Source organism: Kitasatospora sp. NPDC058965 (assembly GCF_042741245.1).
Lineage (GTDB): Bacteria > Actinomycetota > Actinomycetes > Streptomycetales > Streptomycetaceae > Kitasatospora.
The window spans coordinates 1-15,335 of sequence record NZ_JBHYKG010000204.1; the positions used below are offsets into that span (position 1 = coordinate 1).

Genomic DNA, 15,335 nt, shown 5'->3' on the forward strand with positions numbered 1-15,335 from the left:
CCCCGCGGGCCCGTGGGGCCACCGGGGTGCGGGGTGGGGGTGGCCCGCCGCCGGGCGGGGGGGGGGGGGGGGGGGGGGGGCCGCCCCTGGGTTTGCCGGTGGGCCGGCCCGCCCCGCTCTGCTTGGATCGCGGCATGATCACCATCGAGAAGCTGACCCCCGCCGACCGCCCGGCCTGGACCGAGCTGTTCCGCGCCTACCTGGACTTCTACCGGCGCACCGAGCCGGAGCAGACCTACCGGCGGGCGTGGGAGGGCTTCCTGGCCGACGACCGGATCCACGCGCTGGGCGCCAAGGAGGACGGCCGGCTGGTCGGCATCACCCACTTCCTGGTGCACGCCAACACCTCCGGCCCGGACGTCTGCTACCTGCAGGACCTGTTCACCGCCCCGCAGGCCCGCGGCCGGGGCGTGGCCCGGGCGCTGATCGGGGCAGTGGCCGACTTCGCCCGCGAGCGCGACTGCCTGCGGGTCTACTGGATGACCCACGAGACCAACGCCACCGCCCGCCGGCTCTACGACGCGGTGGCCGACAACCGCGGCTTCATCCGCTACCAGATCGACCTCCAGGCCGCTGGGCCGCGCTAGGTCAGGCCGCGGACCACCCGGGCCGGGTTGCCCACCGCGAGCACCCCGGCCGGCAGGTCCCGCACCACCACCGAGCCCGCGCCCACCACGGTGTCGGCGCCGATCGTCACCCCCGGGCAGACGATCACCCCGCCGCCCAGCCAGACGTTGTCGCCGATCACCACCGGCAGCGCCCGCTCCCACCCGGCCCGCCGCCGTGCGGCGTCCAGCTCGTGCGCGGGCGTCAGCAGCTGGACGTTCGGCCCGACCTGCACGTCGGCCCCCAGGGTGATCGGCGCCGCGTCCAGGAAGACCGCGTTGAAGTTGACGAAGCTGCGCGGGCCGATCCGGACGTGGTAGCCGAAGTCGCAGTGGAACGGCGGCCGGATCCGCGCCTGTTCGCCGAGCTCGCCGAGGAGTTCGGCCAGGACCGCGCGCCGCTCGGCGGGCGCCGCGGGCCCGGGGCCGTTGAAGCGCGCGCAGAGCTCGATCCGCCGCTGGGTGTCGGCGGCCAGCTCGGGGTCCTCGGGCCGGTACCACTCGCCGGCCAGCATCAGCTGCTTGTTGCTCGGTTCTCCGGTCACGTCCGATCCCTACCCCGGGCCGACCGGGGTGAATGCGTCGCCCCAGGTGCCTGGGAAGATCCTGGGAGTTGCGCCAACAGTCTCTTTGGAATCGGTGCCCCGGCGGTCGTTCTGTCCAGATTTGTCGGTAATCGGCGGTACTGCCCGGCTCAGCTCGCGCTCAGGCGGCGCCCAGGACTTCGCAAGGGCGACGGGCGAACCTGTGCGCCATGAAGGTCCTCCAGCGACGGCGCGGCGCCGTCCTCCTCAACTCAGTGCTCGGCGCGGCCCTGCTGGCAGGGGGCGTGCTGGCCTACACCACGGTCAACAGCACCAGCAGCGCGGCGGCCGGCAAGACGACCACCCGCACCGCGACCGTGACCAAGGGGACCGTCCTGGCCACCGTGTCCGGATCCGGCACCCTCTCCTCGCCCACCGACGCGGGCCTGGACTTCGCCACCGGCGGCAAGCTGACCGCCGTCAAGGTGGCCGTCGGCGACACGGTGACGCAGGGCGAAGTGCTCGCCACCGTGGACACCACGGCCGCCCAGCAGCAGGTGGACGCCGCGAACGGCGCGCTGAGCACGGCCCAGGCCGGTCTCGCCGCCGCGCAGGCGAACCTGACCAAGGCGCAGGCCGGTACCACCACGAGCAGCCAGGTCCCGGTCAGCGGCGGCGGCGCGGTGCAGTCCTCCTACACCAGCGGCCGGCCGTCCGGCAGCGCCTCGGCGCCGAGCGCGGGCGCCAGCCCCAGCGCGGGCGGCGGCACCGGCGGCGGCACCAGCAGCGTCCCGCAGCCGCAGTACACCACCGTCACCACCACCAAGGTGGACGACGCCCAGGTCGCCCAGGCCCAGCAGCAGGTCACCCAGGCCCAGCAGCAGGTCACCACGGCCCAGACCAACGTGACCAACGCCCAGGCCGCACTGGCCGGCACCACGCTGACCGCCACGGTCTCCGGCACGGTGGCCTCGGTCGGCGGCAAGGTCGGCGACACCGTCTCCGGCTCCGGCGCGAGCACCGGCTCGGGCTCCGGCAGCGGCGGCTCCAGCTCCGGCACCAGCAGCAAGTCCGGCTCCAGCACCGGTGCGAGCTCCACCAGCACCCCGTCCGGCTTCATCGTGATCACCAACCCGACCGGGATGCAGGTCACCGCCTCCTTCTCGGAGCTGGACTCGCTCAAGCTCAAGAAGGGCGAGGCGGCCACCGTCACGCTCAACGCGCAGTCGGACACCACGCTCAACGCCTCGGTGCTCTCGGTCAGCTCGCTGCCCAGTTCGAGCGGCAGCAGCGGCGCGGTCCAGTACGGCGCGGTGCTGCAGATCACCGGCGACACCAGCAAGCTGCGCACCGGCATGAGCGCCACCATCTCGGTGGTCACCGGTGAGGCGGACAACGCGCTGTCGGTGTCGGCCGCGGCGCTGTCCGGCACCGGTGCCAACCGCACCGCCACCGTGGTCAAGCCGGACGGCACCACCTCCCGGGTGCAGGTCGGCGTGGGCGTCCAGGGCGACACCACCGTGCAGGTGGTCTCCGGCCTGAGCGAGGGCGACAAGGTGCAGATCGTCCCGACCACCTCGGGCGGCAGCAACGGCTTCCCGAGCGGCTCCTTCCCCGGCGGCTTCGGCGGCGGCGCGGGCGGCTTCGGCGGCGGTGGCGGCGGTACCCGGACCGGTGGCGGCACCGGCGCCAGGGGCGGCAACTGATGGCCCGTCGGTCCCGGAGGCAGCCGGCGGCCGCCGTCACCCCGGCCGGCCCGCCGCCGCCGGTGATCCGGGTCCGCGGCCTGACCAAGTCGTACGGCCACGGCGACGCCACCGTGCACGCGCTGCGCGGCCCGGAGGATCCGACCGACGGCAGCCCGCTCGGCGTCGACCTGGACATCGAGCAGGGCGACTTCGTGGCGGTGATGGGCTCCTCCGGCTCCGGCAAGTCCACCCTTATGAACATCCTGGGCTGCCTGGACGTGCCCACCGGCGGGCGCTACCTGCTGGACGGCACCGACGTCGGCCACCTGGACGAGCAGCAGCTCTCGCTGGTCCGCAACCGCAAGATCGGCTTCATCTTCCAGTCCTTCAACCTGGTGCCGCGCACCACCGCGATGGCCCAGGTGGAGCTGCCGCTGGCCTACGCCGGCGTGCGGGCGGCCGAGCGGCGCCGCCGGGCCGAGGCGGCGCTGGCCCTGGTGGGCCTGGCCGAGCGGGCCGACCACAAGCCCAACGAGCTCTCCGGCGGCCAGCAGCAGCGCGTCGCGGTGGCCCGGGCCCTGGTCACCGCGCCGGCCATGCTGCTGGCCGACGAGCCCACCGGCAACCTGGACACCCGTTCCACCGAAGAGGTGCTCGCGATCATCGACGGACTCAACGCGACCGGACGCACGGTCGTGCTGATCACCCACGAGGACGAGGTGGCCCGGCACGCCAAGCGGGTGCTGCGGCTGGTGGACGGCCAGATCGTCTCCGACATCCGGCAGGGCCCGGTCGAGGGTCCGCCGCCCGTGCTGGCGGCCCGTCAGGCCCGGCAGTCCGGCCAGCTGATCGGCGGTGCCCGATGATCCTCTGGCAGATGATCAGATTCGCGCTCGCCGGCCTGGCGGCCAACAAGGTGCGCTCCGGGCTGACCATGCTCGGCGTGCTGATCGGCGTGGCCTCGGTGATCCTGCTGCTGGCGGTCGGCAACGGCTCCTCGGCCGCGGTGAAGAACTCGATCACGGCGCTCGGCACCAACGCGTTGACCGTCTCCTCCGGCGCCGGCGGCGGTGCGCGCACCGCGACCACCGTCAAGAAGCTGACCGTGGACGACGCCCGGGCGCTGGCCAACCAGACCGCCGCCCCCGACGTGAAGTCGGTGGCCCCGGTGGTCACCACCTCGGCCACCGCGGTCTACGGCAACATCTCGTACACCCCGGGCCAGGTGATCGGCACCTACCCGGCGTACTTCGAGACCGCCAACGAGAAGATCGCCACCGGCGACTACTTCAGCAACGACGACGTGCTCAACTCCCGCAAGGTCGCGGTGATCGGCTCCACCACGGCCAAGCAGGTGTTCGACACCGAGGACCCGATCGGCAAGAAGATCAGCCTCGGCGGCACCCCGTTCACCGTGGTCGGCGTGCTGACCACCAAGGGCGCCACCGGCTTCAACGACCCGGACGACGTGGTGATCGCCCCGCTGCCCACCGTGCAGAACGCCTTCACCGGCTTCAGCTCGGTCAACCAGATCATGGTCCAGGCGACCTCGGCGGACACCACCACGGCGGCCCAGTCCGAGATCACCCAGATCCTGATGGGCACCCACCAGCTCACCGATCCGAGCAAGCTGGACTTCCGGGTCAGCAACCAGACCTCGCTGCTCACCGCACGGGAGTCCACCAGCAAGACCTTCACCGTGCTGCTCGGCGCGGTGGCCGCGATCTCGCTGCTGGTCGGCGGGATCGGGATCACCAACATCATGCTGGTCACGGTGACCGAGCGGACCAGGGAGATCGGCATCCGCAAGGCGCTCGGTGCGCCCAAGGCGGTGATCCTGGGCCAGTTCCTCACCGAGTCCACCCTGCTCTCGGTGCTCGGCGCCGGCCTCGGGGTGGCGGTCGGGATCATCGGCTCGCACTTCAGCGTGGTCGGGATCAAGCCGGTGGTGATCCCCTCCTCGGTGTTCGGCGCCTTCGGGATCGCGGTCGCCATCGGCCTCTTCTTCGGCAGTTACCCGGCCAACCGGGCCGCCTCGCTGCGACCCATCGACGCCCTGCGGCACGAGTGAGGAATCCCATGTCCAGTCAGAACAGTGACCTGGTGCGGGCCGACACGGTCCGACTGCCCGCGATGGCCGCGGAGCCGCAGTCGGCGCTCGACCCGCAGGCCGCCGCGCACGTCGAGCTGCTGTCCACCGCGCCCGACGCCCGTGACATCAGCGCCGAGCTGGCCGCTCCGCCGCGGCGCAAGCTGCCCTGGCTCAGCCTGGCGCTGGCCGGCGGCGTGATCGCCGCGGCCGCCTTCACCGGCGGTGCCTGGTACCAGAAGAACAACGGCGGCAGCTCCGCCCGGTCCGCCTTCCCGGCCGCCGCGCAGCGGGCCGGCGGCCAGAGCGGCGCGGCCGGCGGCACGACCGGCCGGCGCACCACCGGCGGCACGACCGGCGGTCAGGCCGGTGGCGGCCAGGGCGGCTTCACCCGCGGCACGGTCAAGCTGGTGGACGGCAGCACCGTCTACCTGACCGACGCCAGCGGCAACATCGTCAAGGTGACCACCGGTGGCTCCACCAAGGTGTCGGTCACCCAGGACGGCAAGGTCACCGACCTGCAGCCCGGCCAGAGCGTCACGGTGGTCGGCACCCCGGACGGCTCGGGCGGGTACACCGCCTCCCAGCTGGTCGAGGGCGGTGCTGCCGGTGGTGGTGGCGGTTTCGGTGGCTTCGGCGGCGGTGGCGCCGCCGGCGGACCGGGCGGTGGCGGCAGTTCGAAGAGCGGCGGCTGACGCGCGCGCCCACCCAGGAGGATGGCCCTCCGTCAGTTGAGTGCGCTGACGGAGGGTCATCTTCCGTTTTTCCACGGGGTTTCCCTAGTCGCGGTATCTGATGATCCGACAGAATGGCTGCGGCACCGGATCTGTCACCGGAGCGCCGTTTCGTTCATCTGTTCCGGGGGAACCACTCGTGTCCACTGCCGCAACTCCGCCCGCCCCTGCCAGAAAGGGGAGCGCGGCCGCTCTCGGCTGGCTGGTCAGCATCGCCTTCAACGTGGCGGCGCCGATCATCATCTACAACCAGGCCCGCTCGCAGGGGGCCAGTGACTTCGTCGCGATCCTGCTCTCCGGCCTCGGCCCGGTGCTGGACATCGCGATCTACCTGGCCTGGCACCGCCGGGTCGACGAGTTCGCCGTCGTCTCGATGGTCTTCGTCGGGCTCACCGGTGTGGTCTCGCTGATCGGCCCGCACGACGCCCGGCTGCTGCTGGCCAAGGACTCCGCGATCACCGGCCTGTTCGGCGTGCTCTGCCTGGTCACCCTGCTCGCGCCGCGGCCGCTGATGTTCTACTTCGGCCGCAAGTTCGCCACCGACGGCACCCCGGAGCAGGCCGCCTGGTGGAACGGGCTGTGGGAGTTCGAGGGCTTCCGCACGGTGCAGCGCAACCTGACCATCGGCTGGGGCCTGGGCTACCTGGCCGAGGCGGCGGTGCGGCTGGTGGTGGTCTACGGGACCTCGCGCGGGACCGCGGTCACGGTGAACAACATCCTGCCGTACGCGGTCACCGGGGTGCTGGTCTTCTGGACCATCAGCTACGCCCGGCGGGCCCAGGCCAAGGGCGCGGCCCGGGCGGCCGCCGCTGCCGCCGCGGTGGAGCAGGCCGCGGTCTGAGCCGCGCGGCCCGGTGGTCCCTGCGGATACGCAGGGGCCGCCGGGCTCATGCATTTCTCACGGATTTCGCGTAGCCTCCGGAACCATCATCCGTGTCGACGACAAGCCCCAGGACCGGGAGGCCCGCCCCGTGACGTCAGGGACCGTGCCCGTCACCTCCGCCCCCACTGCCCCGGGCGCCGCCCGCGCCTCCGGCGAGGCCTTCCTGCTGGTGGTCGACGACGAGCCGAACATCCGGGAACTGCTCTCCGCCTCGCTGCGCTTCTCCGGCTTCCGGGTGGAGTCGGCGGGCACCGGCGAGGAGGCGCTGGCCGCGATCGCCGTCGAGCGCCCCGACCTGGTGGTGCTCGACGTGATGCTGCCCGACCTGGACGGCTTCACCGTGGTGGAGCGGCTGCGCGAGCAGACCCGCCGCCAGCAGATCACCCACCCGGCCGGCCTGTCCGCGCGCCCCGGCCGGCCGCGCCCCGGCGACCACCTGCCGGTGCTCTTCCTGACCGCCAAGGACGGCACCGAGGACAAGGTGCACGGCCTGGCGGCCGGCGCCGACGACTACGTGACCAAGCCGTTCAGCCTGGAGGAGCTGATCGCCCGGATCCGGGCGATCCTGCGCCGGGCCGGCGGCCCCGCCGAGGACGGCCGGCTCACCGTGGCCGACCTGACCCTCGACCCGCTGGCGCACGAGGTGACCCGGGACGGCAAGCCGGTCTCGCTCTCGCCCACCGAGTTCAAGCTGCTGCACTACCTGATGGCCAACGTCGGCCGGGTGGTCTCCAAGGCGCAGATCCTGGACCACGTCTGGGCGTACGACTTCGGCGGCGACCTGAGCATCGTCGAGTCCTACATCTCCTACCTGCGCCGCAAGCTGGACTCCGGCCCGGACCACGGACCCAAGCTGATCCACACCGTGCGCGGCATCGGCTACGCGCTGCGCCGGCCGCCGCAGCCCGCGCAGGACTGACGTGCGCGCCCTGCTGCGGCGGGCCGGGCGCCTGCTGGGCAGCACCGGTCGGCTGTCGCTGCGCGCCCGGCTGCTCGCCCTCTCCCTGGTGCTGGTCTTCACCGGGCTGCTGGTCAGCGACGTGGTGGTGCTGGGCACCGTGCGCTCGCAGATGACCGGGCGGATCGACCAGCAGTTGCAGCGCCTGGGCGGCCAGGCCGCCTACCGCACCGGCCAGCGCGGCCTGACGGCCACCGTCTCGCCGTTCGCGGTGGACAACACCACCAGCACCGGGCTGGGCGCCAAGCGCGGCTCGCCGTACCTGCCCAGCCAGTACGAGGTGGGCATGCTCGACGCGCAGGGCAGGGTGCAGCGGACGCTGCGCCAGCCGATGGCCGCCAGCGACCCGGAACCGGCGCTGCCGCACCTGACCCCCGAGGCGATCACCGCCCGGCTGGGCAAGCCCTTCGACGTGCCCGGCCAGCGCGGCGGCCCCTGGCGGGTGCTGATCGAGCCGGTCAGCCGGGCCACCGCGTCCCCCGGCGCTCCGCAGACCTCCTTCGTGCTGGTCGGCGCCTCGCTGGACGAGGTGGACGCCACGGTGGAGAAGCTGCGCGCCGCCTTCCTGGTGATCGGCGGCGCCGTGCTGGTGCTGGCCGTGGGCCTGGGCGCACTGGCGGTGCGGGCCGGGCTGCTGCCGCTGCGCCGGATCGAGCGCGGCACCGAGCTGATCGCGGCCGGCGAACTGTCCCACCGGATGCCCGAGCTGGCGCCCGCCACCGAGGTGGGCCGGCTCTCGCTGGCGCTCAACGGGATGCTGGACCAGATCGAGACGGCCTTCGCGGCCCGCGCCGCCTCCGAGGCGCGGATGCGCCGCTTCGTCGCGGACGCCTCGCACGAGCTGCGCACCCCGCTGGCCGGGATCCGCGGCTTCGCCGAGCTCTACCGGATGGGTGCGCTGCGCTCGGAGGCGGACGTGAAGCGGACCATGGCCCGGATCGAGTCCGAGGCGGTGCGGATGGGCGGCCTGGTCGAGGACCTGCTGACGCTGGCTCGGCTCGACGAGGAGCGACCGCTGGACCTGGCCCCGATGGACCTGCGCACGCTCGCCGCCGACGCGCTGCACGACCTGACCGCGCTGGACCCGAGCCGCGCGGTCTCGCTGACCGGACCGGACGGCGCCGGCGCGCCGGGCGCGGCGGCGGTGCTGGGGGACGAGGGCCGGCTGCGCCAGGTGGTCACCAACCTGGTGGGCAACGCGGTCAAGCACACCCCGCCGGGCACCGCGGTCCGGATCGGCGTCGGCACCCTGGCCGACGGCTGCGTCCTGGAAGTGGCCGACTCCGGACCGGGCCTGACCGAGGCTCAGGCGGAGCGGGTGTTCGAGCGGTTCTACCGGGTCGACGCCTCGCGCAGCCGGCACGAGGGCGGCGGCGCCGGCCTCGGACTGGCCATCGCCTCCGGCTTCGCCCGGGCCCACGGCGGCACCCTGACCCTGAGCAGCGCCCCCGGCGAGGGCGCCGTCTTCCGGGTGGTCCTGCCGCGGGCGGCGACGGACTGAGCCGGGACCGGGCTGCTCCGTACCCGGTGTAACCCAGGACACACACCCCCGCCCGATTCGGCGGACAACCCGTAGGTCATACTGTGATCGAGCTTGTGAACGTGTTCACTTTCACAAGCTCGCAAGCCTGACATGCATTGGTGTGTTTTACGGCAAAGCGCACCTTTGTCGGCCTGCTGAGGCAGGATTCTGGGTGAAACCAGGTCAGAACGGACAGATTCTCGGCAAGGAAGAGGCCGAAGTGGAGCTAGCAGTCGCTCACGAGACCATCGCGCGTTGGCAGTTCGGGGTCACCACCGTCTATCACTTCCTCTTCGTCCCGCTGACGATCAGTCTGGCCGCGATCGTGGCCGGACTGGAGACCGCCTGGGTGCGGACGGGCAAGGAGAAGTACTTCCACGCCACCAAGTTCTGGGGCAAGCTCTTCCTGATCAACATCGCCATGGGCGTGGTGACCGGGATCGTGCAGGAGTTCCAGTTCGGCATGAACTGGTCCGACTACTCGCGCTTCGTCGGCGACGTGTTCGGCGCCCCGCTGGCGATGGAGGCGCTGATCGCCTTCTTCTTCGAGTCCACCTTCATCGGCCTGTGGATCTTCGGCTGGGACCGGCTGCCGAAGAAGCTGCACGCCGCCTGCATGTGGATGGTCGCGATCGGCACGGTGCTCTCCGCCTACTTCATCCTGGCCGCCAACTCCTGGATGCAGCACCCGAACGGGTACGCCATCGACCCGGTCACCAAGCGGGCCCGGCTGACCGACATCTCCAAGGTGCTGTTCCAGGACACCACCCTGGTGGTGGTCTTCCACACGCTGACCGCGGCCTTCCTGACCGGTGCCGCCTTCGTGGTCGGCATCGCCTCCTACCACCTGTGGAAGGCCAAGCGCCGGCCCGGGACCACCGACCCGCGCAAGGTCGCCTCGATGCGCACCTCGCTGCGCCTGGGCCTGGTGCTGGCCGTGGTCGCGGGCCTGGGCACCGCGGTCAGCGGCGACAGCCTGGCCAAGGTGATGTTCGAGCAGCAGCCGATGAAGATGGCCTCGGCCGAGGCGCTCTGGGACACCCAGGACCCCGCCCCGTTCTCGGTCTTCGCGGTGGGCGACGTCAACCAGGGCCACAACTCGGTCGAGCTGGAGATCCCCGGGATACTGTCCTTCCTCGCCAAGGGCAACTTCAGCTCGGCGGTGCCGGGCATCACCGACACCGCCAAGGCGGAGGCGGCCAAGTACGGCGGCAACCCCAACGACTACATCCCGAACATCTTCGTCACCTACTGGGGCTTCCGGTTGATGATCGGGTTCGGCATGACCTCCTTCGTGGCCGGTCTGCTGGGGCTGTGGACCACCCGGAAGAAGTTCTGGCTGGACCCGGCCAAGCGCACGGGCGAGGACGAGCCGCCCCGGCTGATGCTCACCAGGCACCGCGAGCTGGGCCCGACGCTCACCCGGTGGAGCTGGCGGATCGGCATCTGGACCATGGGCTTCCCGCTGATCGCCAACAGCTTCGGCTGGATCTTCACCGAGATGGGCCGTCAGCCCTGGGTGGTCTTCGGCCTGATGACCACCGCCAGCGGGGTCTCCCCCACCGTCGGCACCGGCACCCAGCTGACCTCGCTGATCGTCCTCACCTCGCTCTACGCCGTCCTCGCGGTGATCGAGGTCCGGCTGCTGGTCACGTACGCCAAGGCCGGCCCGGACGTGGACGAGCGCCCGCCGACCGAGGACCCGGTGCTGCGCGGCCCGTCGCCGGACGAGGACGCCGACCGCCCGCTCGCCTTCGCCTACTGAGGACCCCTGGGGACTGATCGACATGCAACTCCACGACGTCTGGTTCCTGCTCATCGCGGTGCTCTGGACCGGCTACTTCTTCCTGGAGGGCTTCGACTTCGGGGTCGGCATCCTGACCGGGCTGCTGGCCCGGGACCGGTCCGAGCGCCGGGTGCTGATCAACACCATCGGCCCGGTCTGGGACGGCAACGAGGTCTGGCTGCTGACCGCCGGCGGTGCCACCTTCGCCGCCTTCCCGGACTGGTACGCCACCCTGTTCAGCGGCTTCTACCTGCCGCTGCTGATCATCCTGGTCTGCCTGATCGTGCGCGGGGTGGCCTTCGAGTACCGGCACAAGCGCTCCGGCGAGCGCTGGCAGCGCGGCTGGGAGCGGGCGATCTTCTGGACCTCGCTGCTGCCCGCCTTCCTCTGGGGGGTGGCCTTCGCCAACATCGTGCACGGGGTGGACATCGACCGGGAGAAGAACTACGTCGGCTCGTTCTGGGACCTGCTGAACCCGTACGCGCTGCTCGGCGGCCTGGTCACCCTGGTGCTCTTCACCTTCCACGGGGCGGTCTTCACCGCACTCAAGACGGTCGGCGACATCCGGCAGCGGGCCCGTGCGACGGCGCTGCAGCTGGGCCTGGTGACGGCGGTGCTGGCGCTGGTCTTCCTGGTCTGGACCCAGGCCGACCGGGGCGACGGCTGGAGCCTGACCGCCCTGGTGGTCGCGGTGCTGGCGCTGGTCGGCGCGCTGGTGGCGCTGCGGCTGGGCCGGGAGGGCTGGGCCTTCCTGCTGAGCGGGCTGACCGTGGCGGCCGCGGTGGCGATGCTCTTCCTCGCCCTGTTCCCGGACGTGATGCCGTCCACCCTGGACCCGGCCTACAGCCTGACCGTGACCAACGCGGCCTCCTCGCCGTACACCCTCAAGCTGATGACCTGGGTGGCCGTGGTCTTCACACCGATCGTGCTGCTCTACCAGGCCTGGACGTACTGGGTCTTCCGCCGGCGGATCGGCGTCCAGCACATCCCGGTCGAGGAAGGCTGAGGCAGGACCGTGCAGACGAACGGGGCGCTGTCATGAAGCCCGTCGACCCCCGACTGCCGGCCCGGGCGGCCGCGGCCCGGTGGTTCCTGGCCGCCTCGGTGCTGCTCGGCACCGCGGGCGCCGGACTGCTGCTGGCCCAGGCGACGCTGATCGCCGACCTGGTGGTGCGCTGCGTCCAGCAGGGGGCCGGCACCGCCGAGCTGCGCACCCCGCTGGTCCTGCTGGCCGCGGTGGCGGTCGGCCGGGCGGTGGTGGCCTACCTGACCGAACTGGCCGCGCACCGGTCGGTGGCCAGGGTCAAGGAGCAGCTGCGCGGCCAACTGCTGGAGCGGGCCACCGCGCTCGGGCCCGGCTACCTGGCGGGGCGCCGCACCGGCGAGCTGGTCGCCCTGGCCACCCGCGGCATCGACGCGCTGGACGACTACTTCGCCCGGTTCCTGCCGCAGCTGGGGCTGGCGGTGGTGGTGCCGGTGGTGCTGCTGGCCCGGATCCTGGGGGCCGACTGGTCCAGCGCCGCGATCATCGCCGGCACGCTGCCGCTGGTCCCGCTCTTCATGGTGCTGATCGGCTGGACCACCCAGGGGCGGATGGACCGTCAGCGCCGTTCGCTGGCCCGGCTCTCGCACCACTTCCTGGACGTGGTGGCCGGGCTGCCCACCCTCAAGGTCTTCGGCCGGGCCAAGGCCCAGGCCGCCGCGGTGCGCCGGATCACCGAGGAGTACCGCCGGGCCACCCTGCGCACGCTGCGGCTGGCCTTCGTCTCGTCCTTCGCGCTGGAGCTGCTGGCCACCCTGTCGGTGGCGCTGGTCGCGGTCTCCGTCGGCTTCCGGCTGGTGGACGGTTCGCTGGACCTGCGGACCGGGCTGCTGGTGCTGGTCCTGGCGCCGGAGGTCTACCTGCCGCTGCGTCAGGTCGGCGCGCTCTACCACTCCAGTGCCGAGGGGGTGGCCGCGGCCGGCGAGGTCTTCGAGGTGCTGGAGACGGCCGGCCCGGCGGCCGGCGGCGTGCCGGCGCCCGCGCTGGCCGGGGCCACCGTGCTGCTGGACGGCCTGACGGTCACCTTCCCGGGCCGCGCCGCCCCCGCGCTGGACGGCGTCTCGCTGCGGCTGGAGCCGGGCCGCACGGTGGCGCTGACCGGGCCGAGCGGGGCGGGCAAGAGCACGTTGCTCTCGGTGCTGCTCGGCTTCACCGCGCCGCAGTCCGGCACCGTCACGGTGCGCGCCGCCGACGGGCGGACCCACCCGCTCGACGCGCTGGACCCGCAGAGCTGGCGGGACCAGATCGCCTGGGTGCCGCAGCGGCCGCAGCTGTTCGCCGGGACGGTGGCCGAGAACGTCCGGCTGGCCCGCCCGCGGGCCACCGGGGCCGAGCTGGACGCGGCGCTGGCCGCCGCCGGGGTGCTGGACTTCGCCGGTCCGGACACCGTGCTGGGGGAGGGCGGGGCCGGCCTCTCGGCGGGCCAGCGGCAACGGCTGGCGCTGGCCAGGGCGCTGCTGGCCGACCGCCCGCTGGTGCTGCTGGACGAGCCGACCGCCCACCTGGACCCGCAGACCGAGGCCGCCGTGGTCGGCGCGGTGCGCGCACTGGCCGCCGATCCGGACCGGACCGTGCTGCTGGTGGCGCACCGGCCCGCGCTGCTGGAACTGGCCGACGAGCGCCTGGTGCTGGCGGCCCCCGCCGCCGGGCCGGTCGTGGTGCCCGAGCCGGTGCCGGCCCCGCGGCCGGCCGCCCCCGCGCCGACCGCCCGCGCCGCCGAGGTGCCCGGGGCGCCCGTGCTCCCCGCCGCCGGCTCCTCCGCGCTGCGCCGGATGTCCCGGCTCTTCGCCACCGCCGACGCCGGCCGCCCGCGCCGCCGGTTCGCGCTGGCCGTGCTGCTCGGCGCGCTCGCGCTCGGCTGCGCCGTCGCGCTGCTGGGCACCTCCGGCTGGTTGATCTCCAAGGCCGCCACCCGGCCGCCGGTGCTCTACCTGATGGTGGCGGTCACCTCGGTGCGCGCCTTCGGGGTGGGCCGCAGCGCCTTCCGCTACGCCGAGCGGCTGGTCTCGCACGACGCGGTGCTGCGCACCCTGGGCGCCCTGCGGGTGACGGTGCACCAGCGGCTGGAGCGGCTGGCCCCCGCCGCGCTGCCCGCCTTCCGGCACGGCGACCTGCTCTCCCGGCTGGTGGCCGACGTCGACGCGGTGCAGGACTGGTACCTGCGCTGGCGGTTGCCGGCCGCGGTCGGGCTGACCGTCTCGGTGGCGGTCTCGGCGGGTCTGGCGCTGCTGCTGCCGGCGGCCGGGGCGCTGCTGGCGCTCGGGCTGCTGCTGGCCGGGGCCGCGGTGCCGGTGCTGGCGGCCCGGCTGTCGGCCCGGACGGAGCGTCAGCAGGCGCCCGCCCGCGGGGCACTGGCCACCGCCGTGCTGGACACCTGCACCGGCACCGCGGAGCTCACCGTGGCCGGCGCGCTGCCCGGCCGACTGGCCGCGGTGCGGGCCGCCGACCGGACGCTGACCGCGCTGGCCGCCCGGTCGGCCGCCACCACGGCGCTGGGCGCCGGCCTGACCGCACTGCTCACCGGCCTGACCGTGACCGCCTGCGCGGCGGTCGGCACCGGGGCGGTGGCCGCCGGGCGGTTGAACGGCCTGTGCCTGGCGGTGCTGGTGCTCACCCCGCTGGCCGCCTTCGAGGCGGTGGCCCCGCTGCCCGCCGCCGTCCAGGTGCGCGAGCGCAGCCGGGCGGCGGCGGGGCGGCTGACCGAGGTGCTGGACACCCCGGACCCGGTGGTCGAGCCGGCCGTCCCGGCCGCGGCGCCCGCCGACCCGTTCCCGGTCGCCGTGCGCGGCCTGCGGGCCCGCTGGCCCGGGCAGCCGGCCTGCGCGCTGGACGGCGTCGACCTGGACCTGGCCGCCGGGCGCCGGATCGCGCTGGTCGGGCGCTCCGGGGCCGGCAAGACCACGCTGGCCCAGGTGCTGCTGCGGCTGCTGGACCAGGAGGCGGGGACGGTCACGCTGGCCGCCGGTCGTCCACAGGCTGTGGACAGCCGCGCGCTGGACGGCGACGCGGTGCGCGCGCTGATCGGGCTCTGTGCCCAGGACGCGCACGTCTTCGACAGCTCGCTGCGGGAGAACCTGCGGCTGGCCCGGCCCGCGGCCGGTGACGACGAGCTGCGCGCGGCGCTGGCCGCCGCCCGGCTGCTGGACTGGGTGGCGACGCTGCCCGAGGGCCTGGACACCATGGTCGGCGAGCACGGTGCCCGGCTCTCCGGCGGCCAGCGCCAGCGGCTGGCGCTGGCCCGGGCGCTGCTGGCCGACTTCCCGCTGCTGATCCTGGACGAGCCCGCCGAGCACCTGGACCTGGCCACCGCCGACGCGCTCACCGCCGACCTGCTGGCGGCCACCGCGGACCGCGCCACCCTGCTGATCACGCACCGGCTGGCCGGGCTGCGCGAGGTGGACGAGATCCTGGTGCTGGAGGCCGGCCGGGTGGTGGAGCGCGGCGACTGGGCCGAGCTGACGGCGCGTCCGGACGGTCGGCTGCGGGCGATGCGGGAGCTGGAGC

12 protein-coding genes are annotated in these 15,335 nt (G+C 73.5%); 11 read left to right on the forward strand and 1 reads right to left on the reverse strand.

Features of this window, described 5'->3' with window-relative positions; translation table 11 throughout:
* Positions 1-134: 134 nt before the first annotated feature.
* Positions 135-587: a GNAT family N-acetyltransferase gene (locus ACFW1A_RS27595; RefSeq protein ID WP_380413165.1), complete on the forward strand. Its 453-nt coding sequence runs from the start codon at positions 135-137 to the stop codon at positions 585-587.
* Here the strand turns inward: ACFW1A_RS27595 and ACFW1A_RS27600 are convergent.
* Positions 584-1,120 (reverse strand): sugar O-acetyltransferase, encoded by a 537-nt coding sequence (locus ACFW1A_RS27600; protein WP_380413186.1) that lies wholly within the window; start codon positions 1,118-1,120, stop codon positions 584-586. The genes ACFW1A_RS27595 and ACFW1A_RS27600 overlap by 4 nt on opposite strands.
* Positions 1,121-1,359: 239 nt before the next feature.
* On the opposite strand from ACFW1A_RS27600, the gene ACFW1A_RS27605 reads away from it, so the two are divergent.
* The 10 genes from ACFW1A_RS27605 to cydD all read left to right on the forward strand — a co-directional run.
* Entirely contained in the window at positions 1,360-2,835 is a 1,476-nt protein-coding gene (locus tag ACFW1A_RS27605; RefSeq protein ID WP_380413167.1) for an efflux RND transporter periplasmic adaptor subunit, read from the forward strand.
* Positions 2,835-3,683 (forward strand): ABC transporter ATP-binding protein, encoded by an 849-nt coding sequence (locus ACFW1A_RS27610; RefSeq protein WP_380413170.1) that lies wholly within the window; start codon positions 2,835-2,837, stop codon positions 3,681-3,683. Before ACFW1A_RS27605 ends, ACFW1A_RS27610 begins: the two co-directional genes overlap by 1 nt.
* Positions 3,684-3,694: 11 nt before the next feature.
* The gene (locus ACFW1A_RS27615; RefSeq protein WP_380413172.1) at positions 3,695-4,888 is read left to right on the forward strand and encodes an ABC transporter permease; all 1,194 of its coding nucleotides are present in this window, start codon (positions 3,695-3,697) and stop codon (positions 4,886-4,888) included.
* Between the two features lie 8 nt (positions 4,889-4,896).
* Positions 4,897-5,601 (forward strand): hypothetical protein, encoded by a 705-nt coding sequence (locus ACFW1A_RS27620; protein WP_380413174.1) that lies wholly within the window; start codon positions 4,897-4,899, stop codon positions 5,599-5,601.
* A 178-nt stretch (positions 5,602-5,779) separates the two neighbouring features.
* A complete protein-coding gene (locus ACFW1A_RS27625; protein WP_380413176.1) occupies positions 5,780-6,481 on the forward strand; it encodes a VC0807 family protein in 702 nt (233 codons plus the stop codon).
* A 145-nt stretch (positions 6,482-6,626) separates the two neighbouring features.
* Complete coding sequence (locus ACFW1A_RS27630) at positions 6,627-7,442, forward strand: response regulator transcription factor (protein WP_380413188.1); 816 nt, start codon at positions 6,627-6,629, stop codon at positions 7,440-7,442.
* Between the two features lies 1 nt (position 7,443).
* Positions 7,444-8,982 carry an ATP-binding protein gene (locus ACFW1A_RS27635; protein WP_380413177.1) on the forward strand — a complete coding sequence of 513 codons (1,539 nt, stop codon included), beginning with the start codon at positions 7,444-7,446 and terminating at the stop codon, positions 8,980-8,982.
* Between the two features lie 241 nt (positions 8,983-9,223).
* On the forward strand, positions 9,224-10,768 hold the full coding sequence (locus tag ACFW1A_RS27640) for a cytochrome ubiquinol oxidase subunit I (RefSeq protein ID WP_380413179.1): 1,545 nt from the start codon (positions 9,224-9,226) through the stop codon (positions 10,766-10,768).
* Positions 10,769-10,790: 22 nt separating this feature from the next.
* On the forward strand, positions 10,791-11,795 hold the full coding sequence (cydB, locus tag ACFW1A_RS27645) for a cytochrome d ubiquinol oxidase subunit II (protein ID WP_380413181.1): 1,005 nt from the start codon (positions 10,791-10,793) through the stop codon (positions 11,793-11,795).
* A 32-nt stretch (positions 11,796-11,827) separates the two neighbouring features.
* The coding region (gene cydD / locus ACFW1A_RS27650) for a thiol reductant ABC exporter subunit CydD (protein WP_380413184.1) at positions 11,828-15,335 on the forward strand (3,508 nt) is incomplete at its 3' end.

Coding starts and splice junctions, on each gene's coding strand:
- ACFW1A_RS27595 (WP_380413165.1), top strand. CDS start 135: ATGATCACCATCGAGAAGCTGACCCCCGCCGACCGCCCGGCCTGGACC.
- ACFW1A_RS27600 (WP_380413186.1), bottom strand. CDS start 1,120: ATGCTGGCCGGCGAGTGGTACCGGCCCGAGGACCCCGAGCTGGCCGCC.
- ACFW1A_RS27605 (WP_380413167.1), top strand. CDS start 1,360: ATGAAGGTCCTCCAGCGACGGCGCGGCGCCGTCCTCCTCAACTCAGTG.
- ACFW1A_RS27610 (WP_380413170.1), top strand. CDS start 2,835: ATGGCCCGTCGGTCCCGGAGGCAGCCGGCGGCCGCCGTCACCCCGGCC.
- ACFW1A_RS27615 (WP_380413172.1), top strand. CDS start 3,695: ATGATCAGATTCGCGCTCGCCGGCCTGGCGGCCAACAAGGTGCGCTCC.
- ACFW1A_RS27620 (WP_380413174.1), top strand. CDS start 4,897: ATGTCCAGTCAGAACAGTGACCTGGTGCGGGCCGACACGGTCCGACTG.
- cydB (WP_380413181.1), top strand. CDS start 10,791: ATGCAACTCCACGACGTCTGGTTCCTGCTCATCGCGGTGCTCTGGACC.